We start from the raw sequence: 26977 nt of genomic DNA on the forward strand, positions 1-26977 counted from the left end.
AAAATCGAGTGAGCAAGGTTTTCGCTAGCACGAAACCTTAATCGGGAAAAGGTTAAAGCCCCAGTCAAGTGACTGGGGCTTTTTTATTTTGGTGCAGGAGTTACATCTGGCTCGGGAAAACAGAGTTGCTGTGTATGCTTACACTTCGGTCGCAACTACTCGGCCACTGAAGTATTCATTCGCGACGATGTATGCTGTGTTGCGGACTAGTTCGTCTTGGATCTCAGCCCAGTGCCTCTCGTTGAGCTCTTCTTTTGTATGATTTACCGAGGGAATAACGCCGCCCACTCGAATGTTGAATGGTGTGAGTTCTTTTGCCCAGCTGTGAGTAAAACCTGACACCAACGCCGCCATGCTTTCAACTCCCGTAAAGTCTTCATGGTTGTCATGAGAAATGACGTTAACAATGACGCCTTTCTTGTTTCTGGCTCGAAAGCGCTCTGCTCCTACTTGGCCGTAGGTATAAAGGAAGCGTGCCGCAGACGACAAGTGATCAATGTAAGTACTCATTGGTTCTGGCGCCATTAAGCCAGGCATAGGGGAGCTGGTCCAGCAATTAACAATCACATCTGGTGTCGCACGTAGCTGTGATTCTATCTGGTCAAACAATAAGTTAATGGACGTTGTGTTATCACTACACACATTCATCGCATACACTTTGTCAGTGAAAGCGCTGATTTGCTCATAGCTCGCTCTCAAAGCGCTAGAATTTTGGTCACAAAGAATCAACGTTGCTCCAAGGTGAGCAAAGTGATTTGCACAGGTTCTTCCTATAACCGAACCTGCAGACGTGACGAGAATAATTGATTCTTTGATATCCATAGCACCTTCACTGTATCCATATGTGAAAAACAATACACCAGTGGTTTGTGCTAATAGCATGGTTGAAATTCGTTGGGTTCAGTGTGAAAGGCTTCAAACTAACGCTTTCGAGTGAGGACTATTGTGCGGTAATTTGTAAGATGTCACATTTCTGACGTGTAGGTATTGCAAGCTATTGGATAAAAAGCGGATCTCTATGCTTTAGCTTGAATTTGATGCTGACGTTGAGCCGTCACTAGCTGATTATATAGCCCAGCATCTGGGATCAGTTGTTTGTTGCGTTCGCCCAATCTGCGTCGCTCATGACCAGATAGGTTGTGATAAACCTCCTCTGGTAGGTTGAATGTGTCTTCAGGCAGGTAAGTCAGCGCATCTGGTTTTAGGTAATGGCTCAGCTTTGCGGAAGGCAATCCTGCATCGTGAAACTGTTTCGCTTGTTCAGCTGCGAGTTCATAGCTGCTGCTATCAGAACGAAGAGCTTGAGGTTGCGATAAACCCAATTGTTGGCGAAGAATACTGTCACTGGTGATGACTTCCTGGACCTCTTCAACTGGGACCACATCGCGAACATCATTAGAGAACATAGACAGAATCAGCGAGAAATCCGCACGACGACCTTCGTGTACGGCATGGTTAATACCATTACCGAACTGAAGTTCGTTGATAATTGCAGCTTTGTCTAACGTATGAATTTGCATGATGTTCCTCGCTCGATGCTCTTTTAACGGCGTGGATAAGAAAAACTTTAGTAAAAGAGGGAATTATTTAAAGGTGCTAGGGAAGGCGAAACAAAAAAGCCCGCTAAATAGCGAGCTTTTGAATAAGACTAAATTGAACTTAGGGGGAAGTATATTACTTCGCTAGGTTCTCAGCTACGAAGTCCCAGTTTACTAGAGCCCAGAAGCCGTTCATGTAATCAGGACGTACGTTGCGGTAATCGATGTAGTACGCGTGTTCCCATAGGTCAACAGTTAGAAGTGGTGTTGTACCTTCTTCTGTTAGAGGAGTAGCAGCGTTAGATGTGTTAACGATCTCTAGAGAGCCGTCAGCTTTCTTAACCAGCCAAGTCCATGAAGAACCGAAGTTGTTGATTGCTGAATCAGTAAACTTCGCTTTGAATTCTTCAAAAGAACCGAATGCTGCGTTGATAGCGTCTGCAACTGCGCCAGTTGGCTCGCCGCCCGCATTTGGAGCAAGACAGTGCCAGTAGAACGTGTGGTTCCAGATTTGCGCTGCGTTGTTGAATACGCCACCAGTAGAAGTCTTGATGATCTCTTCTAGAGTTTTGCCTTCGAACTCAGTACCAGGGATAAGACCGTTAAGCTTAACAACGTAAGTGTTGTGGTGCTTACCGTGGTGGTAGTCTAGAGTCTCTGCTGAGATGTGTGGTTCTAGTGCGTCTTTCGCGTAAGGAAGAGCTGGTAGTTCAAATGCCATTACTCGATTCTCCATTGATTTGAAAGGATGACCTTTCGATTGCTTCCAGTGTTTTTTATAGCTATGTCGCCTTTAAGGCTGACTTGCTAAGTATTTTAGCAAGTTTTTACTTTATTAAAACCCCGATATGAAAATATTTTAAGAGGTTAGCAGTGGTGAAGTGCTGCATTGCTCGCCAATAAGCAACCTAAAATTAAGCCTTATTAATTATATGGTTTTTATTCTGTCGTTATTGAGTAGAATGTGGCAAATAAATAAAGTTCAAACCCATGAATGAGGAAGCGATGGAAACTATCGACAAAATCAAACAGCAGATCTCTGAAAACTCAATCCTGCTGTACATGAAAGGATCACCGAAACTACCTAGCTGTGGTTTCTCTTCTCAAGCGTCACAGGCACTAATGGCATGTGGTGAGAAGTTCGCTTACGTAGACATTCTGCAAAACCCAGATATCCGTGCTGAGTTACCAAAGTACGCGCAATGGCCAACTTTCCCTCAACTATGGGTTGAAGGTGAGCTTATCGGCGGTTGTGACATTATTCTAGAAATGTTCCAAAAAGGTGAACTGCAGCCTCTAATCAAAGAAGCAGCAGCGCGCGCTGAAGATCAAGCTGAGTAATTCGTAAATACTCACATTTAGCGATAGAATACGAAGGAGCCGTACTGGCTCCTTTTTCTTTTTAGGTTAGTGGAATGAACATAAAGCTTTGTTCTGACTGCCTATCTCGTAAACCTCGCGAAGCCATGTAAATTCCGCCTAGTGTATACAAAAACTTCAATATGCATTTTAATGCATTTTGGCGCGTAATTACGATGTATGCCGCCATCTATTTCGTAAAGTCGTTTTCAAACATCATTGCTTACAGGTCTTGACAAGGGAGTTGCTACAAATGGTATTTGGTTAAGGAATTACACTAAAGGCAATTTGAGTCCCCCAGAATTTTGAGGCCAACTTATTTCGGTACAAAATGCACTCGAAGAGTAAGCCCCATCATAAATCGGCATTGGACGCTAAAAATCAAGTTTTGGAAGGATTATGACAGTTTACAAGATAATAGATAATTTAAGAGAATTTCAAACGATCTGCTCTGGTCCCGATGAAATCGCTAGCCAGTTAGGTGACTTCGACTATTTTGAGAGGATCTTGTTACAGGCAATTAAAAATCAATCTCTGCAAGATATTTGGAAGCCTGTGGAGGTAAAGTTTCAAGATGTATTTAAGTACAATTCTCTATTGCCTGATATTAGTTTGTGGGCGCGAACATATCTTGTTTTATCTCCGAGGGCATATGAAATATTGAATGCTTATCTAACTGAACACGGAGAGTTTTTACCTGCTAACTACCAAGGTGGGCAATGGTATTTATATGCATCACTGACTTTTGGACAAGAAAACAAGAGAAAGTGCGTAGAAAAAATCGCATATGGGAGCCGAGATGGGTTAGATACCCTTGTTTTTATTGACGATGATGTTAAAGACAAAATGGTTTTCAAGTCTCGGCTAGAAGGAGCGGGCACCTTGTACTGTACAGATAAGTTTAAGGCTTTGTGTGAACAAAATCAGCTCAATGGCATCATGTTTTCTTCTAATTTGACAGACCCATTTAATTAGTGATTTTTATTAATATGAAAATACTATTTCTCTGATACTGGGGTTTGGAAGCACTGTAATGGTCGACGAGAAAATTAGCTTTCTCCTCTAAAACGCAGCTTTTTTAGGCCTGTTTCCTTCATGAAGAATGATTTGAAAAGTAACTTACCCATAGGTAGCACCTGGTAGTAAAACATGAGGAGTTGATAGATTAATGACGGTTTATAAAATTTTCGACTGTCACAATGAATATAAAATCGTGAGCACTACGCTTAGTTCTGTAGCTAGGCAGTTAGGTGACATTGATTTAATAGAAAAAATCGTTGTGCAGCCATTAGAAAACTTTTCTTTCAAAAGTATATGGGGTGAAGTAGATATTGAGTTTGAAGATGTTCTCAAGAAAGACTCATTACTTCCTGATATCAGTTTATGGTTACGGGTTTTCTTAGTGCTTTCCCCTAAAGCTTATGCATCTTTAAAAGAGCCATTGAGCAAAGTAGGCGAGTTCTTATCGATTCGTTATAAAGGAGAGGAATGGTACCTGTATACACCGTTGGAGTTTGGGCAAGAAGATGAAGATAAGTGCGTCCAAAAAATTGAATATGGCAGCTTAGCAGGTGTAGAGGTGTTAGTATTTAATGAAAGCGACGTTGCAGAAAAGGTTGTTTTCAAGTCAAAGATGCTAGGAGCGAGCTTTCTGTATTGTACTGAACATTTTAAGAGTTTGTGCGAACAAAATGAGCTAGGTGGGCTAGAGTTCTCAGCTGACAGACTTGTTTATCTAACCTAAGATCTACAATGAAACTTAACACGCCTCGTATAGACTGGCTTTAGAGCGAATTATTAAGATACAGCAGTTTTTCAACTTATGAGACTGTATAATTACTCTGAGATTTTGAAATGATTTTAAAGGTTTAATTATTAAAGTGGATATAAAGCTTTACTACGTGCATGACCCAATGTGCAGTTGGTGTTGGGGTTACAAACCAACGCTGGATAAACTAAAACAGCAACTGCCAGGTGTGATTCAGTTTGAGTATGTGGTTGGTGGTCTTGCGCCAGATACTAATTTACCGATGCCGCCCGAGATGCAACAAAAACTCGAAGGTATTTGGAAGCAGATTGAGCGCCAGTTAGGCACTAAGTTTAACTACGATTTCTGGAAGCTTTGTACGCCAGTTAGAAGCACTTACCAATCTTGTCGTGCGGTTATTGCAGCGGGCTTTCAAGACTCTTATGAGCAGATGCTAGAAGCGATTCAGCATGCGTATTACTTACGTGCGATGCCTCCTCATGAAGAAGCCACTCACTTGCAACTAGCGAGAGAAATTGGCTTGAATGTTCAGCAATTCAAGAATGACATGGATGGCTCTTTCTTAGAGGGTGTGTTCGAAGATCAATTGAGCCTTGCAAAGAGCCTAGGTGTGAACTCTTACCCTAGCTTGGTTCTTAAAATTAACGACGCTTATTTTCCGATTGCCATCGATTACCTGTCGACAGAAGCAACCTTGAAGCTGATTCGTGAGCGTATTATTGACAATATGCCAGCGCAATAACCACAGTTATGAATAACAAAAAGCCGCTCATTGAGCGGCTTTTTCGTAACTAAATGTATATCCATCCAAGCAATAGTATTAAAGCACCATTGCTGCAATCCAACCAAAGATGATTAGAGGGATATTGTAATGGATAAAGGTTGGAACGACTGTTTCCCAAATGTGCTCATGTTGACCGTCGGCATTTAGACCAGATGTAGGGCCTAATGTAGAGTCAGAAGCTGGAGAGCCTGCATCACCTAACGCAGCCGCAGTACCTACCAGTGCAATCGTTGCCATCGGCGAGAAGCCGAATGCTAGCGCAAGAGGCACATAGATAGTTGCAAGGATTGGAATCGTAGAGAACGATGAACCAATGCCCATTGTTACCAACAGACCAACGATCAGCATCAGTAGTGCAGCTAAAGGCTTATTGTCACCGATGCTGGTTGATAGCGATTGTACTAGTGTTTCAACACCGCCAGTTTGCTTCATTACTGCTGCAAAACCTGCCGCTGCAATCATGATGAAGCCAATCATTGCCATCATGTGTACACCTTTAGTGAACACGTCGTGCGTCTCTTTCCATGCAATAACGCCGCCGAAAGTAAACACCATAAAGCCAGCTAGAGCACCGATAATCATTGAACCCGTGTAAAGCTGAACACCCAATGCAGCGACAATACCAAGTGCCGCAACTAAGATGTGCTTTTTATTGATGACATGATCGGTTTCGTCAACGACAGTCAACTCAGTTTCTTTGTAGACACGCGGTTTACGATAGCTAACAAAGATAGCCAGTAATAGACCAAACAGCATGCCTGCACCTGGCAGTAACATGGCGGTTGGGACTTGGCTTGCAACCACGTTTTCCAAACCGTTGTCATGTAGGTTCTTTAATAGAATGTTGTTTAAGAAAATACCGCCGAAACCAACAGGTAAGATCATGTAAGGTGTGATCAAACCGAAGGTAAGAACACACGCGACCAAACGTCGGTCGAGCTTAAGTTTCGCGAATACGCCCAAAAGAGGTGGAATCAAAATTGGAATAAAGGCGATATGGACCGGAATTACGTTCTGAGATGACATCGTGACAAGCACTAACGCCACCAACACGGCGTACTTTAAGCCAGTAGTGGAAGCGGAGTTTTCTTTACCATTTAAGCGCTTGATAACACTTTTGGCCAGTAGATCCGTGATGCCTGATTTCGAGATGGCAACAGCGAAAGTACCTAACATGGCGTAGCTTAGCGCGATAGTTGCACCGCCACCTAGACCACTTTCAAATGCGGCAACCGTATCCCCAAGGCTCATGCCTGCGACTAGGCCGCCTACGATGGCACTAAACGTGAGGGCAACCACCACGTTTACGCGCATCAATGCTAACACGAGCATGACGCACACTGATATAACGACAGGATTCATACTTTTCCTAATATGTTGTGTTTACTTATTATTCTTCGTCGACAAGCGGCCAACCGCCGAGGGCCTTCCATTTGTTGACAATACCGCAGAATAATTCTGCTGTTTTTTGTGTATCGTAAAGCGCAGAGTGTGCTTCACGGTTATCAAATTCCATCCCGGCTGTTTTGCATGCTTTAGCGAGAACTGTTTGGCCATAAGCAAGGCCACTTAATGTAGCCGTATCAAAAGTAGCAAAGGGATGAAAAGGGACTCTTTTTAGTTTACAGCGTTCATTTGCTGCATTTACAAAACCCAAGTCGAATGCTGCGTTATGAGCAACCATAATTGCACGTGAGCAATCTGCGGCTTTTTGTTCTTTGCGAATAAGCTTATAAATTTCCTTTAGCGCCTCTTGCTCAGAAACAGCACCACGAAGAGGGCTGAAAGGGTCACGAATACCATTGAATTCAAGCGCTTCTTTTTCTAAGTTAGCGCCTTCAAATGGCTCCACATGAAAATGAATGGTGGAGGCCGGATGCAACACGCCATGTTCGTCCATTTTCAACGTAACGGCACAGATTTCTAAAAGTGCATCAGTTTGAGCATTGAAACCAGCGGTCTCAACGTCTACTACCACAGGGAAATAACCACGAAAGCGTTTTTTCAAGGTTAGAGCTTCATTTTCTAGTGTCATGTTGGCTTATTTTTGTGTGACGAAGGCTGCATTATTGCAGATTATACCGATGAGAAAAACCGCAATTTAAGAGAAAACCGGAATTCTATTTTGCATCCAATCAATAAGTTTGTATTGCATATTATGTAGACGTTTATTCGCCATACTTTGCATCATGTAAACCGATAAAACATGAGGAAGTAAAACGCTAAGTGGCGGTTAAGGTGATTGGAACACGGTGGCTCACATTAATGGCAGTGTGACAGATAACCCTATATTGGCGAGATTTTTGCATTCCGGTTGAAGTGGTTTTATTGATGCAAATTGACGGCAACAGACTGCCGTTTAAGAGACAGTATTAGATGAAGAAATGGCTGATTACCAGTGGTGTTGTATTTTCGTTGTTTAGCACAAGCAGCTTCGCTTTGATGGGCAAACGTTATGCTGCAACTCCACAGCAATCTCAATGGGAAATGGTGGTCAATACACCATTAGAATGTCAGCTTGTACACCCCATTCCAAGCTTTGGAGATGCGGTATTTTCATCTCGTGCAAATAAAAAAATCAATTTAGACTTTGAGTTAAAAATGCGTCGCCCGATGGGAGAAACACGTAACGTCAGTCTCATTTCTATGCCGCCACCTTGGCGACCAGGTGAACACGCCGATCGAATTACAAACTTAAAGTTTTTTAAACAGTTTGATGGTTATGTCGGAGGGCAAACAGCATGGGGCATTTTGTCTGAGCTGGAAAAAGGCCGTTATCCGACTTTTAGTTACCAAGATTGGCAGAGCCGAGATCAGAGAATTGAAGTCGCATTGTCATCAGTACTATTTCAAAACAAGTACAACGCGTTTAGCGACTGTATTTCCAACTTATTGAAATATAGTTTTGAGGACATTGCTTTTACGATTTTGCACTACGAAAGACAAGGTGATCAGTTAACCAAGGCTTCTAAAAAGCGTTTATCACAAATTGCAGATTATATCCGACATAATCAAGATATCGATCTCGTGCTGGTGGCGACGTACACAGATTCAACCGATGGTAAAAGTGCGAGTCAAAGTTTATCAGAGCGACGTGCAGAGTCACTTCGTGACTATTTTCAGTCTCTAGGGCTACCGGAAGATCGAATTCAAGTGCAAGGGTACGGCAAGCGTCGTCCTATTGCAGATAACGGTTCGCCAATAGGAAAAGACAAAAACCGCCGAGTCGTGATATCTCTAGGGCGAACCCAAGTGTGATGCATATAAAAACGCCGAAGCTGAAAGCTTCGGCATTTTTGATTTACTGACGTTGTTAATAATATTTTAGTGGTATTTTGCCAAGCACGTTTCGGTGATTCCTGCTGTATAATTTGAATGTTAGTTTAAGCGGAATTTGGCAATGACTTCGCAATTGGTGGCGGTATCGATTTTTTCAACCTGTTTGGCAATAGCCGGATTAGGGTGACGCTTCATAAAGTCTATCAACGCCTTAGTACAGCATCCTATCGAGTCGATAAAGTTTGCACACTCTTTATTTGGGCATTGTGGGATAAGTGTTAAGACCTTCTCAGAGGCCAGTTGAAGGTATTTGAGTTCATAGTCAGTATCTCCAGCCCAACGCCAGAACTGAGCTAAGTTATGACAAGAAATCACAGAAATTAATAATCGCTCGTCCGCCTCAATTTCCACACATTCGCTGATATCTTCACTCAGGCTTAGGGCTTGCTGGTAATGAAGAATGCTGCGAACAGGGTCATCTAGTTGAAGTGCCGTATCGGCTAGAAGTGTGTGTTTTTCCCATTCACTGATCATTATCGTAATCCCGCATATCGAAGTTGCGGATAAATCTAAACGATAACTATTATCAAGTAAAGGGTTTTGTTTATAAAAGGACAGGCAGATCGCAGACCTGCCTGTAATCGGAGTTCAACTTGCAGTACAAGTGATTATTAGAAGTGCCGCTTAGCCTTCAAGACCTGATGAAGCTTGCTTGTTTTGAATAAGCTCAATCATATAACCATCTGGGTCTTTTACGAATGCAATGTGCGTGCTTCCGCCTTTTACTGGACCTGGCTCACGCGTCACATTACCGCCCGCCGCTTTGATAGCGTCGCAAGTTGTGTAGATATCATCAACACCAATGGCGATATGACCAAAAGCAGTACCTAGGTCATACTCAGTTTTACACCAGTTGTAAGTCAGTTCGATCACTGCACCTTGGGATTCGTCACCATAACCAAGAAACGCTAGCGTGTATTCGTACTCTTTATTTTCGTTAGTACGAAGCAGCTGCATGCCCATAACTTCAGTGTAAAACTTGATGGATTTGTCTAGATCACCTACGCGAAGCATAGTGTGGAGAATTCGACCGTTTGACATTTTTTGCTCCTAGCTTTGATTTACAAATAGCATTAGCTATCTGGGTATACTTTCTCTTTATATTCGCACAAATCTTCGATAATACAGCTACCGCAGCGAGGCTTTCTTGCTACGCACGTATAACGACCATGAAGAATGAGCCAGTGGTGCACATCGAGTTTGAACTCTTTTGGCACAACTTTTAATAGCTTCTGCTCGACATCATCAACCGTTTTTCCCATCGCAAATTTAGTGCGATTCGACACGCGATAAATGTGCGTATCGACGGCAATAGTTGGCCAACCAAAAGCGGTGTTGAGCACGACGTTTGCGGTCTTGCGACCTACGCCTGATAGCGCTTCTAACGCGGCACGATCTTCAGGAACTTCACCATTGTGTTTTTCCAACAAGATCTTACAAGTCTTGATTGTGTTTTCTGCCTTTGAGTTAAACAAACCGATGGTCTTTATGTATTCTTTTAAGCCATCGACTCCCAAATCAAGAATGCTTTGAGGTGTATTCGCTACAGGGAAAAGCTTGTCGGTGGCTTTATTGACGCTTACATCGGTTGCTTGAGCTGATAGTAATACAGCGATTAGCAGCTCAAAAGGGGAGCTCCAGTTAAGCTCAGTTTGAGGATTCGGATTGTTTTCTCGTAATCGCTCAAGAATTTCGATTCTTTTTATTTTGTTCATTGCTGACTTCCAATACCGTCTCTGCGGTTTATGAAAAAGGCTCCTATGACAGAGCCTTATCTTGTTATGCGTTAGTGACGCGAGCACGTTCTATGGTTGGTTTTTCTTCTTTTGGTTGACGTGCCTGAATTGAATTATCTATGACATTTTTGAGCGCTATCAACAGCCCAACACCGATAAATGCACCAGGTGGGAGAAGCGCTAACAGGAAGCTATTGTCAAATTGGAAAACTTGAATCCGTAGAGCTGAAGCCCAGTCTCCTAGGAGAAGGTCTGCTCCGTCGAATAGTGTGCCATTACCAATCAATTCGCGCATGGCACCTAAAACAACCAAGACGCTCGTCATACCAAGGCCCATCCACAAACCATCTAGCGCAGCGGGTGCAACATCATTTTTTGACGCGTAAGCTTCTGCTCGGCCAATAATAATGCAGTTCGTTACAATCAGAGGAATAAAGATACCTAGAGACAGGTACAAACCGTACGCATAGGCATTCATTAACAACTGAACGCAGGTAACGAGTGAGGCAATGATCATAACGAATACAGGTATACGGATCTCTTTTGGCACATAGTTACGAATAAGAGAAACTGTTACGTTGGATCCAACTAGCACGAGTAAGGTTGCAATACCAAGACCTAATGCATTGGTTATCGTGGAAGAAACCGCTAGTAGTGGACACAGACCCAGCAGCTGTACGAGAGCAGGGTTATTGCTCCACATACCGTTTTTCATCAGCAATTTATTTTCACTCATTACTGCTCTCCTTCACAGCCCAAAGGCTGGCTAAGAATGTCTTCACGAGATTGGTTTACGTAGTTAACGGTATTTCGCACCACTTTTACGACGGCTCTAGGCGTGATCGTTGCACCAGTAAATTGATCGAAATCACCACCATCTTTACGAACTTTCCATGAGTTCCAATTGTTTTCCGTGACTTGTTTGCCCGTAAAGCTCAGGATCCAGTCGGTGACACGAAGATCGATTTTATCGCCCAGACCAGGGGTTTCTTGGTGGTTTAGGACGCGTGTCCCCAAAATATTGCCCTGATTATCAATCCCAGTAATCACTTTTATCTCACCATTGTAGCCATCTGGCGCGATAGATTCTATTGCGATTGCTGTTGGTTCACCATTCTTCGTGGCGAGGTAGGCTGGCATCGCACGTAATGTCCCCAGATCTGGAGACGTGACCATTGTACAAGCTTGTGTGAGTGCGTTGTCATGCATGTTTTCTGGAATGACTTGATTCAAAACAGAAAGTAATTGTTTTTGCTCTTGTTCCTTGATTTGGTCTTTTGTTAGGTACTGAGTAAGGGCGACTAATCCGGTTGTTGCACATGCAAATATCGCGAGTGTCAGACCATTTTTTCTAATAGCGGTTAACATGTTTACCTCAGTGACCGTAAGTTCTAGGTTTGGTGTAGTAATCGATCAGTGGCACACACATATTTGCAAGCAACACTGCAAATGCAACACCATCTGGGAAACCGCCCCAACTGCGAATGATAAAAACCAAAGCACCAATAAGCGCACCGAAGATTAAACGTCCTTTGACGGTGGTAGACGCCGAAACGGGATCGGTTGCAATAAAGAATGCGCCAAGCATGGTTGCACCAGATAACAAGTGTAAAACTGGCGACGCAGTTTCCCCTGGCGTCAGCAACGTGAACACTAGGCTAAACAGAGTCAGACTCGCAAGGAAACCTGCTGGAATATACCATTGGATGATACGCTTTTTGATCATGACTATGCCGCCAAGAAGGTAAGCAAGGTTTACCCATTGCCAACCAATACCACCTAAGCCATCAAATATTGGCTGCGACATTACTTCGCTTGGAGTGGCACCTGTAAGAATGCCAGTCTTAAATGCATCAAGTGGTGTCGCCATTGTCACGCCGTCAACTCCTGAGCGAACTTGCTGAAGTGATAAGCCGTCGTAATCATAGCCCGTAAAAATTAAAGAGAGTGTATCTGCAAAATTTACATGATCAGGTATGAGTGATGTCGGTGCACTCCAACTCGTCATTTGTACTGGGAAAGAGATCAACAAGACCACATAAGCGACCATTGCAGGGTTGAATAAGTTTTGTCCAAGGCCACCATAGAGGTGTTTAGCGATTACTATCGCAAAAATAAGCCCGATCACCATAATCCACCACGGAGACCATGGTGGTATAGCAACGGCTAACAACCAAGCGGTAACTATTGCACTGTTATCACGTAGCGCTCTCATTGGTGAGCGTTTACGACAGATCATGACTAAGGCTTCAAGGGATACAGCGACTGCAATGGCAAAAATCAGTTGAATAAGCGTACCCCAGCCAAAGAAGTAGGTTTGAGCTACTAAACCTGGAAGTGCGCAAAGTGCCACCCATTTCATTAAGTCTGGCGTACTACGACGACTGTGGGTATGCGGTGAACTGGCAATAAAAAACGACACTACTCGTTCTCCTCAGTATTATTTTTATTAGCTTCTTGTTGCGCTTTGCGTGCCTTCGCGCGCGCAATTGCTGCGGCAACCGCGGCTTTCTTCGGATCCTCTTCTGGTTCTTCGGAAGCTGCTTCTTCAACAGGCTCTGTTTGCGTTTCTTGCTTCGCTTTGCGCGCTTTGGCACGTGCAATGGCAGCTGCCACGGCGGCTTTTTTCGGATCTTCGGTTTGCTCGGCAGGTGCTTCAGCTTCTTCCGCTTCAGTTGAGTCTGCTTGTTTCGCTTTACGAGCCTTCGCGCGTGCAATTGCTGCGGCAACCGCGGCTTTTTTCGGATCCACTTCTGGTTCTTCAGAAGTTGCGTCTTCAACAGGCTCAGTTTGCGTTTCTTGCTTCGCTTTGCGCGCTTTGGCTCGAGCGATGGCAGCAGCCACGGCAGCTTTCTTCGGATCTTCGGTTTGCTCGGCAGGTGCGTCAGCTTCTTCCGCTTCAGTTGAGTCTGCTTGTTTCGCTTTACGCGCTTTGGCACGTGCAATGGCAGCAGCCACTGCGGCTTTCTTCGGATCGTCGGTTTGCTCAGCAGGTGCTTTAGCTTCTTCCGCTTCAGTTGAGTCTGCTTGCTTCGCTTTTCGCGCTTTGGCTCGAGCAATTGCAGCGGCAACTGCGGCTTTTTTCGGATCGTCGGTTTGCTCGGCAGGTGCGTCAGCTTCTTCCGCTTCGGTTGAGTCTGCTTGCTTCGCTTTGCGCGCTTTGGCTCGAGCAATTGCAGCGGCAACTGCGGCTTTTTTCGGATCGTCGGTTTGCTCAGCAGGTGCTTCAGCTTCTTCCGCTTCAGTTGAGTCTGCTTGCTTCGCTTTGCGTGCTTTGGCACGTGCAATGGCAGCAGCAACCGCGGCTTTTTTCGGATCGTCGGTTTGCTCAGCAGGTGCGTCAGCTTCTTCCGCTTCAGTTGAGTCTGCTTGCTTCGCTTTACGTGCTTTGGCACGTGCAATGGCAGCAGCAACCGCGGCTTTTTTCGGATCGCCGTCTTGCTGCGCAGACGTTTCCGATTCTACAGATTCAGTTGAATCTTCTTGTTGTGCTTTTTTCGCTTTAGCTCGGGCGATGGCGGCCGCAACTGCCGATTTTTTATCATCAGCGTTATTGTCTGGCGTTTCGCCTTGTTCTTTTTGCGCTTTCCGTTCGCGAGCAAGACGTTTGCGTTCTTCGCGCAGTTTTGCCATTTCTGAGTTATCAGGTTCACTAGAGCCTGCTTTAGCTGCTGCCGCTTGTTTAGCCTTCGCTTTGGCAATGGCTGCCGCTACGGCTGGTTTTACTGCTGGCTCTGCTTTTTCAGTGGTTTCTGTCTTTTGAGCTTTCACTCGTGCGATCGCTGCTGCTATCGCATCATCGCTACCAGAAGACTTCATCTCTTTTCGGCGTTGATCGGCAGCTTTCTTGAAGCGATTTTCACGTTCTGCTTTTTCGCGTTCCATACGCGCTTTTTTCTCTTCAAAACGCAGTTTTGCTCGCTCTGCAGCTTCCGCTTCTTGTGTTCTAGTTCTAATTTCTGCTTTCGCTTGGCGGTAGTACTGTACAAGCGGAATTTCACTTGGACATACAAACGCACAAGCGCCGCACTCGATACAATCCTTTAAGTTTAATTCTTCGAGTTTGTCATACTCTTCAGCTTTCGCATGCCATTGCAGTTGTTGAGGCAGCAGCGAAGCAGGGCACGCTTCTGCACATTGGCTACAGCGAATACATTCCATCTCATACTGGTGCGGAGAGATCTCACGACGAGTCGGAGCAAGGATACAGTTTGCTGTCTTGGTAATCGGCACTTGGGAGTGAGGAAGGGTAAAGCCCATCATTGGCCCACCCATAATTAAACGCTGTAACTTCTTATCTGCTTTATAGCCAAACTCATCCAACAGTGCTTGTACTGGTGTCCCTAACAATGCCCAAACGTTGCGTGGTTGTTTGAAGGTTTTACCAGTGAGAGTCACGATGCGCTTTATCATCGGTTCACCGTCGATGACTGCGCGTTTTATAGCGTAAAGAGAACCAACATTCTGAACCAAAATACCAATATCGGCTGGAATCGCGCCACTTGGTACTTCTTTATTGGTTAAAATTTTGATCAGCTGTTTTTCACCGCCAGAAGGGTATTTAGTCGGGATAACGCGAATAACGATATCTTTGTTTATAGCCGCAGCTTCTAGCGCTTTGATTGCTTCTGGCTTGTTGTCTTCAATGCCAATAATCGTGAGCTTTGGTGTCAGGATATGTTCGACAATTTCGATACCTTGAATAAGCTCTTCGGCATGTTCTTGCATGAGCTTGTCATCAGACGTGATGTATGGCTCGCACTCTGCTGCATTAACGATAAGAATCTCGGTACGAGCAAAACCTGATTGGATTTTTTTTGCAGTAGGGAAGCCTGCGCCACCCATACCAGAAATACCAGCGAGACGAATAATATCAATCAGTGCGTCAGGGGTTTCTTGTTGGTAATCTGCGACGGGTTTTCTCTCACACCACGCATCTTTCCCATCAGGCGTGATGACTGCGCACAACTCACTTAACCCAGAAGGGTGCGCGACAGTTCGTGGCTCAATCGCGGTGAGCGTACCGGATGTTGGAGCATGCACTGGAACCGTAAAGCCGGTCTCCGATTGCGTTAATGGCTGACCTTTTAATACGTAGTCACCTTCGGCAACCAGTAGGTTACCCGCTTTACCAATGTGCTGTTTTAGCGGCAATACAATTTCTGACGGGATAGCCGCATGAGCGAGTTCAGTTTTGTTGGACTGCTTTTTATTTTCTGCCGGATGCACACCACCTGGGAAATCCCAAAGCGCGCCTGTACGAATTTGTTCAATCAAAGACAACATGTGAAACCTTACTTAATTGAATCTTTCACGTTCGCTGCATTGTCGGCAGCATCCGTAATGTTAAGTACTGGAATGGAGTGAAGTTGCCACTTCCAGCTTTCTGTGGTCGTTGCCACAGGAATCATTTCAATACAATCAGTCGGACATGGGGCAACACACAAGTCACAGCCCGTACATTCGTCTTTGATTACGGTATGGACCGCCTTTGTTCCGCCTACAATTGCATCCACCGGACACGCCTGAATACACTTAGTGCAGCCAATACACATGTCTTCATGAATAAACGCAACGGTTGGAATTTTGCTGTCGAGATCGTGCGCAGATTCTTCTGGCTCAACACCCATTAAGTCGGCGAGCTTTTCGATTGTTGCCTGGCCTCCAGGGGGACATTTGTTGATGTGGTCGCCATTTGCAATTGCTTCAGCATAAGGACGGCAACCAGGGTAGCCACATTGACCGCATTGAGTTTGCGGTAAAATGGCGTCGATTTGATCCACAATAGGGTCCGCTTCAACTTTAAAGCGAATAGAAGCAAAACCAAGTATCGCGCCGAAAATCGCAGCCAGAACCGCTAACGCGATAATCGCAATTAAAATCGTACTCATCGCTTACTTCACCAAACCTGTAAAGCCCATAAAGGCGAGTGACATTAAACCTGCTGTAATCATTGCTATTGATGCACCTTTAAAAGGTACAGGAACGTCGGCGGCGGCTATGCGCTCTCGCATGGATGCAAAAAGTATCAACACCAATGAGAAACCAACAGCGGCGCCGAAGCCGTAGATGATCGATTCAATAAAGTTATGGTTTTCATTAATGTTAAGAAGTGCCACGCCCAATACTGCGCAGTTTGTTGTGATCAGCGGTAAGAAAATGCCAAGCAAGCGATAAAGCGTCGGGCTGGTTTTGTGCACAACCATTTCGGTGAACTGCACCACAACGGCTATCACCAAAATAAAACTCATGGTTCGAAGGTACTCAATACCCAGTGGACGAAGGATGTAGCTTTCCACTAAATACGCACACACTGACGCGAGCGTTAGCACAAAAGTTGTCGCTAAGCCCATACCTATTGCTGTTTCCAGTTTTTTGGACACGCCCATGAAAGGACATAGGCCCAAAAACTTCACCAGTACAAAGTTGTTCACCAGCACAGTGCCGACCAACAACAAAATATATTCGGTCATAGTTATTACGTTCTTAAAATCCGATCTTGATATTATCGTGTTTTGTGACACCAATAACAACCAGTGAACGATGTGGTTTTACATACACGATGGAAAAATAGTCGTCTATTTGATCTATTTTGATGAATCAATAAGAAATTGAATCGTTTGCTGAATGTATTGTTAGCGAGAGGATACTACCTATTAATTTTCATCTAATGTGTGATTTTAAAAAAAGCCCGCCTCTTCCAGGTAGAAAAGAGAGGCGGGCAACGCATATTTACAAGCTAATTATTTAAACTTTCTGAGTGCTTGATGGACTGTGTTTATATCTTACTTGTGAAGGTACGAGTGATGACGTCTTGCTGTTGCTCTGTCGTTAGAGAGTTAAAACGTACCGCATAACCAGACACTCGAATCGTCAACTGAGGGTATTTCTCTGGATGTTCAACCGCATCCAATAACATCTCTCGGTCCAGAACGTTGACGTTAAGGTGTTGACCACCTTCAATCGCAATGCCCTCGTTGCTTGCTTCGTGATGGAAGTAACCATCCATTAGCGCGGCTAGGTTTTTCTTCTGACTTAATTCATCTTTACCCAGTGCGTTAGGCACAATTGAGAAGGTGTAAGAAATACCATCTTTCGCGTAAGCAAACGGCAGTTTAGATACCGATGCCAAAGACGCAACCGCCCCTTTTTCATCACGACCGTGCATTGGGTTTGCACCCGGCCCAAAAGGCATACCTGCGCGACGGCCATCTGGTGTATTACCCGTTTTTTTGCCGTAAACCACGTTAGATGTGATCGTTAGGATCGATTGAGTTGGCACTGCTTCGCGGTAGGTGTGCATCTTCTGAATTTTCTTCATGAAGCGCTCAACCAGATCACAAGAGATGTCATCAACACGGGCATCATTGTTACCAAATTTTGGATAATCACCTTCGATTTCAAAATCAACGGCGATGCCATCTTCATCACGAACAGGTTTCACGGTCGCGTATTTAATTGCCGCCAAAGAGTCAGCGACAACAGACAGACCTGCAATACCACACGCCATGGTGCGGTGCACGTCGCGATCCATCAATGCCATCAGTGACGCTTCGTAGCTGTAACGGTCATGTGAGTAATGGATGATGTTCAACGCTGTGACGTATTGCGTTGCTAGCCACTCCAACATATTGTCGAAACGAGGCATCAAAGCGTCAAAGTCGAGAATTTCATCTTGAACTTTGTCCACTACCGGACCCACTTGCGCTTTCGATTTTTCATCGATACCACCATTGATGGTGTAAAGCAGTGCTTTTGCAAGGTTGGCACGTGCACCAAAGAATTGCATGTGCTGACCAACAACCTGCGGGCTCACACAACAGGCAATCGCGTAGTCGTCATTGTTGAAATCAGGGCGCATTAGATCGTCGTTTTCGTATTGAACCGAAGAGGTATCAATCGACACTTTTGCAGCGTATTGCTTGAACGCTTCAGGTAATTGCTCTGACCAAAGAATCGTCATGTTTGGCTCAGGAGCAGGGCCCATAGTATGTAGTGTATGTAAGTACCGGAATGTCGTTTTAGATACTAGCGTACGGCCATCAACGCCCATACCAGCCATGGCTTCGGTTGCCCAGATTGGGTCGCCAGAGAACAATGAATCGTATTCTGGTGTGCGTAGGAAGCGAACCATGCGTAGCTTCATGATGAAGTGGTCAATCATTTCTTGCGCTTGTGATTCATCAATCAAACCGTTTGCGATATCGCGTTCTAGATAGACGTCTAGGAAAGTCGAAGTACGGCCCAGTGACATTGCTGCGCCGTTTTGCGATTTAACCGCCGCTAGGTAGCCAAAGTAGGTAAATTGGATCGCTTCTTGTGCTGTTTTTGCAGGTAGCGACATATCAATACCGTATTTCAGACCCATTTGACGAATGTCTTCAAGTGCTTGAACTTGATCGGCTATTTCTTCGCGAAGACGAAGTGTTTTCTCAAGATCGTTGCCTTGTTCTAAGAACGTTTGTGTTGAATTGTATTGTTCTTTTTTGTCTGCTTTTAAGAAGTCGATACCGTATAGGGCGAGACGGCGATAGTCACCAATAATACGACCACGGCCATAGGCATCAGGAAGACCCGTAATGATGCCGGATTTACGACACGCTAGGATTTCTTTGGTGTAAAGGTCGAAACACGCTTTGTTGTGAGTTTTACGGTATTCAGTGAAGATTTTTTCAACCGTTGGATCCAGCTCGCGGCCATAAACTTCGCAAGAGTTTTTGACCATGCGAATCCCGCCATTGGCGATGATTGCACGTTTTAGCGGTTGATCAGTTTGTAAGCCAACGATCTTTTCCAGATCTTTGTTGATGTAGCCTGCATCGTGGGAAGTGATTGTTGAGGGCAAGTCTGTGTCAAAATCAATAGGGGCGTGTGTGCGGCTTTCTTGTTTTATGCCTTCAAGCACTTGGTTCCATAATGCTGAAGTGGATTCGCTAACTTCAGCTAAGAAAGTCTCGTCTCCCTCATAGGGTGTATAGTTTTTTTGGATGAAGTCACGAGTGTTGACAGAGTTTTGCCATTCACCAGCAGTAAATCCAGCCCATGCATCTAGCATGTCAGTTGTCGGAATAGTCATAAGTAAATCCCTAAGTTATTGATAATTAGAATGGAGGCGACGAGTAGGACGGAACCATTCTTAACCCTTTTAATCGTATGGATTTATTTATTATGATTAAAATGAATGCTTTTCATTTTTTTAATGATTAAATTGCATTAATAATAGATTCAAATATTTACGATTGTGTTTTGCTAGAAAAGAGACAGAATTAAATGTGTGGTGCTGTGAGAACACTATCTATGACAATGTTATGAGTTCTGTAATTTGAACTTATTTCGGTGTGATTTTATGGCGCCTAGATTGGCTTAGATTTCATGGTGATTAAGATACAAAAAAGCCGTGTCTTGCGACACGGCTTTTCTATAATCTGGCTCCTCCTGCTGGGCTCGAACCAGCGACCTGCGGATTAACAGTCCGTCGCTCTACCAACTGAGCTAAGGAGGAATTGCTTTGCTTGAAAGCGGGAAGAATCTTACCGAGCACTCAAACTACTGTCAACAGTAAAAAAATACATTTTTAGCAAAAAATATTGATTTAAGGGCTTTACTTTTCTGTATGGCTTGCCAGTAAAGGCTCGAGGTTAGTTATCCACTAAATTTGTGGATAAGTATGTTGATGAGATCTGGGTAAAGAAAATTGATATGCAACTAAGTTTTTATTTAATGAATTTTTAGTCGGAGTTATGCGTAAAATAAGCAAATAAAACAGAGATTTATCGATGTTAATCAAAAGGTATTCAAAGTGGATAAAAATCAATCTTTTGGGGATAAGAAAGTTTTAAGCTAATTTTTGGGGAAAAGTTGTGGAAACTATAATGTGAAGAATGTGTGTGGCTCTTCAACTAGGGCGAAGTAGTATATCAGAGTCACTTTTGTATGGCTATAGCATTCTAGACAAACAAGAAAATTTATTAACAATGATGGTTAAATTCTCGATAGACGTAGATTTCATTAGCTAAGGTGTATATATATACAGCCTTAGCGCAGTAAAATTGAGGAAGGGTATGAGTAAAGTCTATGAATTGGTCTCCGATTATCAGCCGTCGGGCGATCAACCAGGAGCGATCAATCAGTTGCTTGAGGGGCTCGATGCTGGGCTAGCACATCAAACATTGTTGGGGGTCACAGGCTCAGGTAAAACCTTCACACTAGCGAATGTGATTGCTCAAGCCCAACGACCTGCAATATTACTTGCGCCAAACAAAACGCTTGCTGCTCAGTTATATGGTGAGATGAAGTCATTCTTTCCTAATAATGCGGTTGAGTATTTTGTTTCTTACTATGATTACTACCAACCTGAAGCATACGTTCCCACAACAGATACTTTCATTGAAAAGGACGCTTCGGTTAACGCCCACATTGAGCAAATGCGACTGTCTGCCACTAAAGCTTTATTGGAACGGAAAGACGCTATTATCGTTGCTTCGGTTTCAGCTATCTATGGTTTGGGTGATCCGGAATCCTACTTACAAATGATGCTTCATTTGCGACGTGGAGATGTGATTGATCAGCGTGATATGCTTCGTCGCCTAGCGGAGCTCCAATACTCGCGCAATGATGTTGCTTTTGAGCGAGGGCAGTTCCGTGTCCGTGGCGAGGTGATTGATATATTCCCTGCTGAATCAGACCAAGACGCTGTACGCGTTGAGATGTTTGACGATGAGGTGGATTGCATCAGTGTGTTCGACCCATTGACAGGCGTGGTCAAACAACGAGACTTGCCGCGCTATACCATCTATCCCAAGACGCACTATGTGACGCCAAGAGATCGCATTCTTGAAGCGATTGAAAATATTAAAGTCGAACTAGAAGTGCGCAAAAAGCAGCTTCTAGCTAACAACAAGCTACTGGAAGAGCAGCGAATTAGCCAGCGCACTCAATTCGATATCGAAATGATGAATGAGTTGGGCTTTTGCTCCGGTATCGAAAACTATTCTCGTTATCTCAGTGGACGCTCGGAAGGTGAGCCGCCACCAACCCTGTTTGACTACTTACCTCATGATGGCTTGTTGATCATCGATGAATCTCACGTGACAGTACCGCAGATAGGTGCCATGTATAAAGGCGACCGTTCGCGTAAAGAAACGCTGGTGGAGTTTGGTTTCCGGTTACCTTCAGCTTTGGATAATCGTCCACTGAAGTTTGAGGAGTTTGAAGCACTAGCGCCACAAACGATTTTCGTCTCTGCTACTCCTGGAAATTACGAACTAGAAAAATCGGCGGGTGATGTAGCGGATCAAGTCGTTCGTCCTACAGGCTTGCTTGACCCTGAGTTGGAGGTTCGCCCAGTAGCGACCCAAGTCGACGACCTATTGTCTGAGATCCGTATTCGCGCTGCTAAAGATGAGCGAGTTCTGGTTACAACACTGACCAAACGAATGGCTGAAGATCTCACCGAATACCTTCACGAACATGATGTTAAGGTACGTTATTTACACTCAGACATTGATACTGTTGAGCGTGTGGAAATTATCCGTGACCTTCGTCTTGGGGAATTTGACGTGCTGGTGGGAATAAACTTATTGAGAGAGGGCCTGGATATGCCAGAGGTCTCGTTAGTTGCAATTTTGGATGCGGATAAAGAGGGCTTCTTGCGGTCTGAACGCTCACTCATTCAGACCATTGGTCGTGCTGCACGAAACATCGAAGGTAAGGCGATTTTATACGCTGACCGAATCACCAACTCAATGAAAAAGGCGATGGATGAAACTAACCGTCGTCGCGAGAAGCAGGAAGCGTACAACGAAGAAATGGGTATTTCGCCACAAGCGCTCAAACGAAATATCAAAGACATCATGGAACTTGGCGATATCACTAAGTCTAAACGCCAGCGTAACACTAAACAGGTACCATTATCGAAAGTGGCGGAGACTTCGCAAACTTACGAGGCACTGTCCCCTCAGCAGCTAGAAAAAGAAATCAGTCGACTGGAGGCAGCGATGTATCAGCATGCGCAAGATTTAGAATTTGAGTTAGCGGCACAAAAGCGTGACGAGATTGAAAAACTACGAGCGCAGTTCATCGCAAATAGTTGAACAAACTTACCGATTTAACTATCCAAGCATTTTAGGTCGCTTGTAAAAAAAAGAAGCCAATAGGCAGTCGGGTCTATTGGCTTGTTTTGTGAACATATCGTTCACTAACAACGTCAGTTGGCTAGGTGACCCGAGGGGTCACTATCGTTACAGCATGGTTTGTGCCACTTTTTAAATAATTGATATTATTTTTGAATTTTTTCCTTTGCCCATAATTTAGCTAATGTTATTTGCAAAATGCAAAGCGTAATGCGATTATTGTTTAAAACACAACAAAATAATAGCTAGGTTATGCAACAAAAACCCGAAGGCCCAAAGTCTCGTTACCTTTTAATGGTCGAGGACACCGCATCTGTTGCGGCTCTGTACCGCTCATACCTGACACCGCTTGGCATAGATATCAATATTGTCGGCACAGGTAGGGATGCCATTGAGAGCCTAAATCATCGAATTCCAGATCTTATTTTACTCGATCTCCGTCTGCCAGATATGACGGGGATGGACGTTTTACATGCCGTTAAAAAGAGTCATCCCGACGTACCTATAATCTTTATGACAGCGCATGGTTCTATCGATACCGCGGTCGAGGCCATGCGTCATGGCTCACAAGACTTTCTAATTAAACCGTGTGAAGCAGACCGTTTACGTGTCACGGTTAACAATGCAATTCGTAAAGCGACCAAGCTAAAAAATGAAGCCGATAATCCAGGCAATCAGAGCTATCAGGGGTTTATCGGCAGTAGCCAAACCATGCAGCAGGTTTACCGTACGATAGATTCAGCGGCGAGCAGTAAAGCGAGTATTTTTATCACAGGTGAAAGTGGTACTGGTAAAGAGGTATGTGCTGAGGCTATTCACGCAGCAAGTAAACGTGGTGACAAACCTTTTATTGCAATTAACTGTGCTGCAATTCCAAAAGATTTGATTGAGAGTGAACTGTTTGGTCACGTAAAAGGGGCCTTTACTGGCGCTGCGAATGATCGTCAAGGGGCAGCTGAGTTAGCGGATGGCGGCACACTTTTTCTAGATGAGCTTTGTGAGATGGACTTGGATTTACAAACCAAGTTGCTACGATTTATTCAAACGGGCACATTCCAAAAAGTGGGTTCCTCAAAAATGAAGAGCGTGGATGTGCGCTTTGTGTGTGCCACTAACCGTGATCCCTGGAAAGAGGTACAAGAAGGTCGATTCCGTGAAGATTTGTACTATCGTTTGTATGTCATTCCTTTGCATTTACCGCCTTTACGCGAACGAGGCGAAGATGTTATTGAAATTGCATACTCACTGCTAGGTTACATGTCACACGAAGAAGGAAAAAGCTTCATACGTTTTGCGCCTGATGTCATCGAGCGATTCAACAGCTATGAGTGGCCGGGTAACGTTCGTCAGTTACAAAACGTGCTACGCAACATCGTTGTTCTAAACAACGGTAAAGAGATTACGTTGGACATGTTACCGCCACCGTTGAATCAACCGCTTGACCGTCCGTCGTCTGTGGCTAAATTAATTGAGCCGAAAGCGATGACCGCATCTGAGATTATGCCATTATGGATGACGGAAAAAATGGCAATCGAGCAAGCGATTGAAGCATGTGATGGCAATATTCCTCGAGCGGCGGGATATCTTGATGTCAGTCCGTCGACGATTTACCGCAAGTTACAGGCATGGAACGGCAAGGAAGAGCGGCAAAAAGTATGAGTGTAAATGTATTAAATCAGCAAAAAATAGATGAACTGTCGATGGAAATTGGCAGTGACAACGTACCTGTACTGTTCGATATCTTCCTAGGAGAAATGGATACCTATATCGAGAACTTATCCCAACTGCAGGGGGCAGAGCGATTAGCTTACTCAAAAGAAATCAGCCACGCGTTGAAAAGTAGTGCTGCGAGCTTTGGGGCAGATCGCCTTTGTGAACTGGCTATGTCCATAGACAAAAAAGCGAAAGCCGGTGAGTTGACTGCGGAGTCTGAGGAGTTAGAGGCTATGTTCGATCTTTTGCACGAAACTCGAGATGCTTATCGCTCTTGGCGACAGTAGCTATTTTTTCTATTAACCATTTTTTCTTAGTAAACATCTGTTTTTACTGGATGCCTGAACTAAAACCCTTCGATGACAGAAGGGTTTTCATTATCAATAAACACCTTAAAAGAGGGCGCTAGCCAGGTAACGTGCTCTTAAATAGAAAGTTGTAGCTGATTTTCAATCGCTAGTTTGAGCTTGTTTCTATCGTGACGCCAGTCTCGGTTAGAGGAGGCGAGTGACTCCGTCACTACATTCCATTGACTTAAGACGTCTTGCTCGGTTTTCTCTGCTAGAACCACGTCTATTTTTCTTCCTTGACAGGCACGTTCACACCATTCTAATTTTTGAGCCATCGTCATTCGTCCCGCTGGGCCGTATTCTGGACTCAGGTTAGCAACAAAAATGACTTTTGCTTTTGTGTTTGCTGCAATCGCTTTGCCGAGTTCAGGCAGCAATAAAGGAGGCATGATACTAGTTAAAAAACTGCCAGGGCCAAGAATAATCGCGTCCGCTTCCGCCAAAGCTGTGATGGCTTCTTTGGTAGCAGGCACTTCTGGTGAAAGATCCAAACGTCGCAAGTCTGCTTTCATTTCGTCGACATTTGTTTCTCCCGTAACCCACTTCCCATCTACGGATAACGCGGAAAGATCCGAAGGGTGTTCGGACATAGGAAGGATGTTAACGTCGACTTTTAACATATTGCGAATCAGATTAATGGCATCTAAAGGTCTGACCGATAAGTTATCGAGTGCAGTAAGCATCAAATTACCAAGATTATGACCATCAAGTTCGCCAGTGCCTTTGAAGCGATATTCAAACATCATAGAACTGATCGAAGGCTCTGTAATGAGCTGATTAATACAGTTACGTGTGTCTCCCCAAGCGATTCCTCCTTGGCAGTGACGAATTCTTCCTGTTGAACCACCATTGTCAGTCGTGGCAACAATCCCAGTTGCATTGCTGCCAAAATCTCGTAATGCGGCCAGCATTCGACCTAAGCCATGACCACCGCCAACAGCGACCACTTTTTTATCTGTGTAGATATTCATTATGTTCTTCTAATAATCTAATAAAAAACGGCTACAATTTATCTTAAGGAGTGTCTTAAAGGTACTCACTTAGCGGTAAATTGTGTCTCTAGAGAGTTTTTTATCACTCAAGTCTGGATTCCATTACAAATATTAAGTATTTTACACCGCAAAGCTATCAGAGATTTCATATCTCTGGTTGCCATAACTCCGAGCTCACTATTGCTAAGTCCTTGGATAAGCGTTTTGAGCCAGTGGCATACTGTCACAAGGGCATGATTGGAAATGGCCATGCCTCCCGTGTTTGGAAAGGTGTTCCGTGGCGCAACAATTCGAAGACAAATTTCATCGTAAGTTTTATTACTTGCGTCTGTCTGTGACCGACGTATGTAATTTCAAATGTACCTATTGCCTTCCTGATGGCTATAAGCCTTCGGGCAATAAAAACTCGTCTTTTTTATCTCTCCCTGAAATCAAACGGGTCGTAAAAGCATTCGCTGATTGTGGCACGTCAAAAGTGCGCATCACTGGTGGTGAGCCTAGCTTACGCAAAGATTTTACCGACATTATCCATTCAGTAGCGGCGACGCCTGGCATTCAAAAAGTTGCAACGACAACCAATGGCTATCGTATGGCAAAACAAGTCGCAGATTGGCGTGAAGCGGGTTTAACCCACATTAATGTCAGTGTGGATAGCCTTGACCCGCGTATGTTTCATCAAATCACAGGTGAAAATAAGTTTACTGAAGTCATGAATGGTATCGAACGTGCGTTCGAGGTCGGTTATGAGCAAGTAAAAGTTAATGTGGTGTTGATGAAAGATCTGAACCATCACGAGCTGCCAGCGTTTCTTAACTGGATAAAAGATCGTCCAATCCAACTGCGTTTCATTGAGTTGATGCAAACGGGTGAGATGGATGAGCTATTTAATAAGCACCATGTATCCGGAGTGGCAATTCGTAACCAGCTAATTGCAAATGGTTGGTTGCTGAAAGTGCGCTCGCATAATGATGGTCCTGCGCAAGTATTTGTTCATCCTGATTACAAGGGTGAAATAGGTCTTATCATGCCTTATGAAAAAGACTTTTGTGAAAGCTGCAACCGACTGCGCGTTTCTGCGATGGGTAAGCTGCACCTATGTCTGTTTGGAGACCACGGTGTAGAAATGCGTGATCTTTTGGAACGTGATGAGCAAGAGAGTGAGCTTATTGAACGTATCCAGGCGCAGTTACAAACCAAGTCGGTAAGCCATTTCTTGCATGATGGCAATACTGGTATGACGCCACACCTCGCGTCTATCGGCGGCTAA

At 44.3% G+C, this 26977-nt stretch carries 25 protein-coding genes, 1 tRNA gene and 1 riboswitch; of the genes, 9 read left to right on the forward strand and 17 right to left on the reverse strand.

The annotated features are described in order from the left end of the window. Positions 1-138 precede the first annotated feature (138 nt). The 3 genes from R7040_RS13200 to sodB form a co-directional block, all read right to left on the reverse strand. Positions 139-882: an SDR family oxidoreductase gene (locus tag R7040_RS13200; protein WP_005380732.1), complete on the reverse strand. Its 744-nt coding sequence runs from the start codon at positions 880-882 to the stop codon at positions 139-141. A gap of 134 nt (positions 883-1016) precedes the next feature. After that, a complete protein-coding gene (locus tag R7040_RS13205) occupies positions 1017-1520 on the reverse strand; it encodes a VC2046/SO_2500 family protein (RefSeq protein ID WP_033907342.1) in 504 nt (167 codons plus the stop codon). A 154-nt stretch (positions 1521-1674) separates the two neighbouring features. After that, on the reverse strand, positions 1675-2259 hold the full coding sequence (gene sodB / locus R7040_RS13210) for a superoxide dismutase [Fe] (protein WP_005396533.1): 585 nt from the start codon (positions 2257-2259) through the stop codon (positions 1675-1677). A gap of 284 nt (positions 2260-2543) precedes the next feature. Here sodB and R7040_RS13215 point away from each other — a divergent pair, with 284 nt between their 5' ends. The 4 genes from R7040_RS13215 (at position 2544) to R7040_RS13230 (ending at position 5407) form a co-directional block, all read left to right on the forward strand. Next, entirely contained in the window at positions 2544-2879 is a 336-nt protein-coding gene (locus R7040_RS13215) for a Grx4 family monothiol glutaredoxin (protein ID WP_017635833.1), read from the forward strand. A gap of 417 nt (positions 2880-3296) precedes the next feature. Beyond that, positions 3297-3872 (forward strand): hypothetical protein, encoded by a 576-nt coding sequence (locus R7040_RS13220; RefSeq protein ID WP_053349607.1) that lies wholly within the window; start codon positions 3297-3299, stop codon positions 3870-3872. A gap of 193 nt (positions 3873-4065) precedes the next feature. Beyond that, positions 4066-4641, forward strand: a complete 576-nt coding sequence (locus R7040_RS13225; protein ID WP_064354204.1) for a hypothetical protein — start codon at positions 4066-4068, stop codon at positions 4639-4641. Positions 4642-4777: 136 nt separating this feature from the next. Further along, entirely contained in the window at positions 4778-5407 is a 630-nt protein-coding gene (locus R7040_RS13230) for a DsbA family protein (protein ID WP_213896241.1), read from the forward strand. A gap of 78 nt (positions 5408-5485) precedes the next feature. Here the strand turns inward: R7040_RS13230 and R7040_RS13235 are convergent, their stop codons facing one another. Together R7040_RS13235 and rnt are read right to left on the reverse strand one after the other, a co-directional pair. Further along, positions 5486-6811, reverse strand: coding sequence for a Na+/H+ antiporter family protein (locus R7040_RS13235; RefSeq protein WP_017821192.1), 1326 nt, complete (start codon positions 6809-6811; stop codon positions 5486-5488). Between the two features lie 28 nt (positions 6812-6839). Continuing rightward, on the reverse strand, positions 6840-7484 hold the full coding sequence (gene rnt, locus R7040_RS13240; RefSeq protein WP_005384888.1) for a ribonuclease T: 645 nt from the start codon (positions 7482-7484) through the stop codon (positions 6840-6842). A 341-nt stretch (positions 7485-7825) separates the two neighbouring features. Here rnt and motY point away from each other — a divergent pair, with 341 nt between their 5' ends. Beyond that, positions 7826-8707, forward strand: a complete 882-nt coding sequence (motY, locus tag R7040_RS13245; protein WP_005384887.1) for a flagellar protein MotY — start codon at positions 7826-7828, stop codon at positions 8705-8707. A gap of 120 nt (positions 8708-8827) precedes the next feature. On the opposite strand, the gene R7040_RS13250 is transcribed toward motY, so the two are convergent. The 11 genes from R7040_RS13250 to R7040_RS13300 form a co-directional block, all read right to left on the reverse strand. Continuing rightward, a complete protein-coding gene (locus R7040_RS13250; RefSeq protein WP_318096887.1) occupies positions 8828-9262 on the reverse strand; it encodes a DUF2753 domain-containing protein in 435 nt (144 codons plus the stop codon). A 150-nt stretch (positions 9263-9412) separates the two neighbouring features. After that, positions 9413-9829, reverse strand: coding sequence for a lactoylglutathione lyase (gene gloA, locus R7040_RS13255; protein WP_213967588.1), 417 nt, complete (start codon positions 9827-9829; stop codon positions 9413-9415). A gap of 32 nt (positions 9830-9861) precedes the next feature. Continuing rightward, positions 9862-10503 (reverse strand): endonuclease III, encoded by a 642-nt coding sequence (nth, locus tag R7040_RS13260; RefSeq protein ID WP_213967587.1) that lies wholly within the window; start codon positions 10501-10503, stop codon positions 9862-9864. A gap of 64 nt (positions 10504-10567) precedes the next feature. Then, positions 10568-11260 carry an electron transport complex subunit E gene (locus R7040_RS13265; protein WP_005384881.1) on the reverse strand — a complete coding sequence of 231 codons (693 nt, stop codon included), beginning with the start codon at positions 11258-11260 and terminating at the stop codon, positions 10568-10570. Then, positions 11260-11892, reverse strand: coding sequence for an electron transport complex subunit RsxG (gene rsxG / locus R7040_RS13270; protein ID WP_318081396.1), 633 nt, complete (start codon positions 11890-11892; stop codon positions 11260-11262). Before rsxG ends, R7040_RS13265 begins: the two co-directional genes overlap by 1 nt. 7 nt (positions 11893-11899) lie before the next feature. Continuing rightward, entirely contained in the window at positions 11900-12946 is a 1047-nt protein-coding gene (gene rsxD, locus R7040_RS13275) for an electron transport complex subunit RsxD (protein WP_005390256.1), read from the reverse strand. Beyond that, positions 12946-15810 (reverse strand): electron transport complex subunit RsxC, encoded by a 2865-nt coding sequence (gene rsxC / locus R7040_RS13280; protein WP_213967585.1) that lies wholly within the window; start codon positions 15808-15810, stop codon positions 12946-12948. Before rsxC ends, rsxD begins: the two co-directional genes overlap by 1 nt. 8 nt (positions 15811-15818) lie before the next feature. Beyond that, a complete protein-coding gene (rsxB, locus tag R7040_RS13285) occupies positions 15819-16415 on the reverse strand; it encodes an electron transport complex subunit RsxB (protein ID WP_005380760.1) in 597 nt (198 codons plus the stop codon). A gap of 3 nt (positions 16416-16418) precedes the next feature. Further along, positions 16419-16997, reverse strand: coding sequence for an electron transport complex subunit RsxA (rsxA, locus tag R7040_RS13290; protein WP_042523119.1), 579 nt, complete (start codon positions 16995-16997; stop codon positions 16419-16421). 305 nt (positions 16998-17302) lie between these two features. Next, positions 17303-19600 (reverse strand): formate C-acetyltransferase, encoded by a 2298-nt coding sequence (pflB, locus tag R7040_RS13295; RefSeq protein ID WP_318081395.1) that lies wholly within the window; start codon positions 19598-19600, stop codon positions 17303-17305. Positions 19601-19950: 350 nt separating this feature from the next. Continuing rightward, positions 19951-20026, reverse strand: a tRNA-Asn gene (locus R7040_RS13300). Positions 20027-20585: 559 nt separating this feature from the next. Between R7040_RS13300 and uvrB the strand changes: the two genes are divergently transcribed. The 3 genes from uvrB (at position 20586) to luxU (ending at position 24655) form a co-directional block, all read left to right on the forward strand. Beyond that, entirely contained in the window at positions 20586-22616 is a 2031-nt protein-coding gene (gene uvrB / locus R7040_RS13305) for an excinuclease ABC subunit UvrB (RefSeq protein WP_054574801.1), read from the forward strand. 291 nt (positions 22617-22907) lie between these two features. Further along, positions 22908-24314, forward strand: a complete 1407-nt coding sequence (gene luxO, locus R7040_RS13310; protein WP_005380768.1) for a quorum-sensing sigma-54 dependent transcriptional regulator LuxO — start codon at positions 22908-22910, stop codon at positions 24312-24314. Beyond that, entirely contained in the window at positions 24311-24655 is a 345-nt protein-coding gene (luxU, locus tag R7040_RS13315; RefSeq protein WP_017636054.1) for a quorum-sensing phosphorelay protein LuxU, read from the forward strand. Before luxO ends, luxU begins: the two co-directional genes overlap by 4 nt. Positions 24656-24792: 137 nt before the next feature. On the opposite strand, the gene R7040_RS13320 is transcribed toward luxU, so the two are convergent. After that, positions 24793-25689 carry a YvcK family protein gene (locus R7040_RS13320; RefSeq protein WP_005388931.1) on the reverse strand — a complete coding sequence of 299 codons (897 nt, stop codon included), beginning with the start codon at positions 25687-25689 and terminating at the stop codon, positions 24793-24795. 175 nt (positions 25690-25864) lie between these two features. Then, positions 25865-25999: riboswitch (molybdenum cofactor riboswitch) on the forward strand. On the opposite strand from R7040_RS13320, the gene moaA reads away from it, so the two are divergent. Next, entirely contained in the window at positions 25988-26977 is a 990-nt protein-coding gene (gene moaA / locus R7040_RS13325) for a GTP 3',8-cyclase MoaA (RefSeq protein ID WP_064354189.1), read from the forward strand. Its footprint overlaps the riboswitch before it by 12 nt.

It is taken from the genome of Vibrio sp. 1069 (assembly GCF_033340555.1).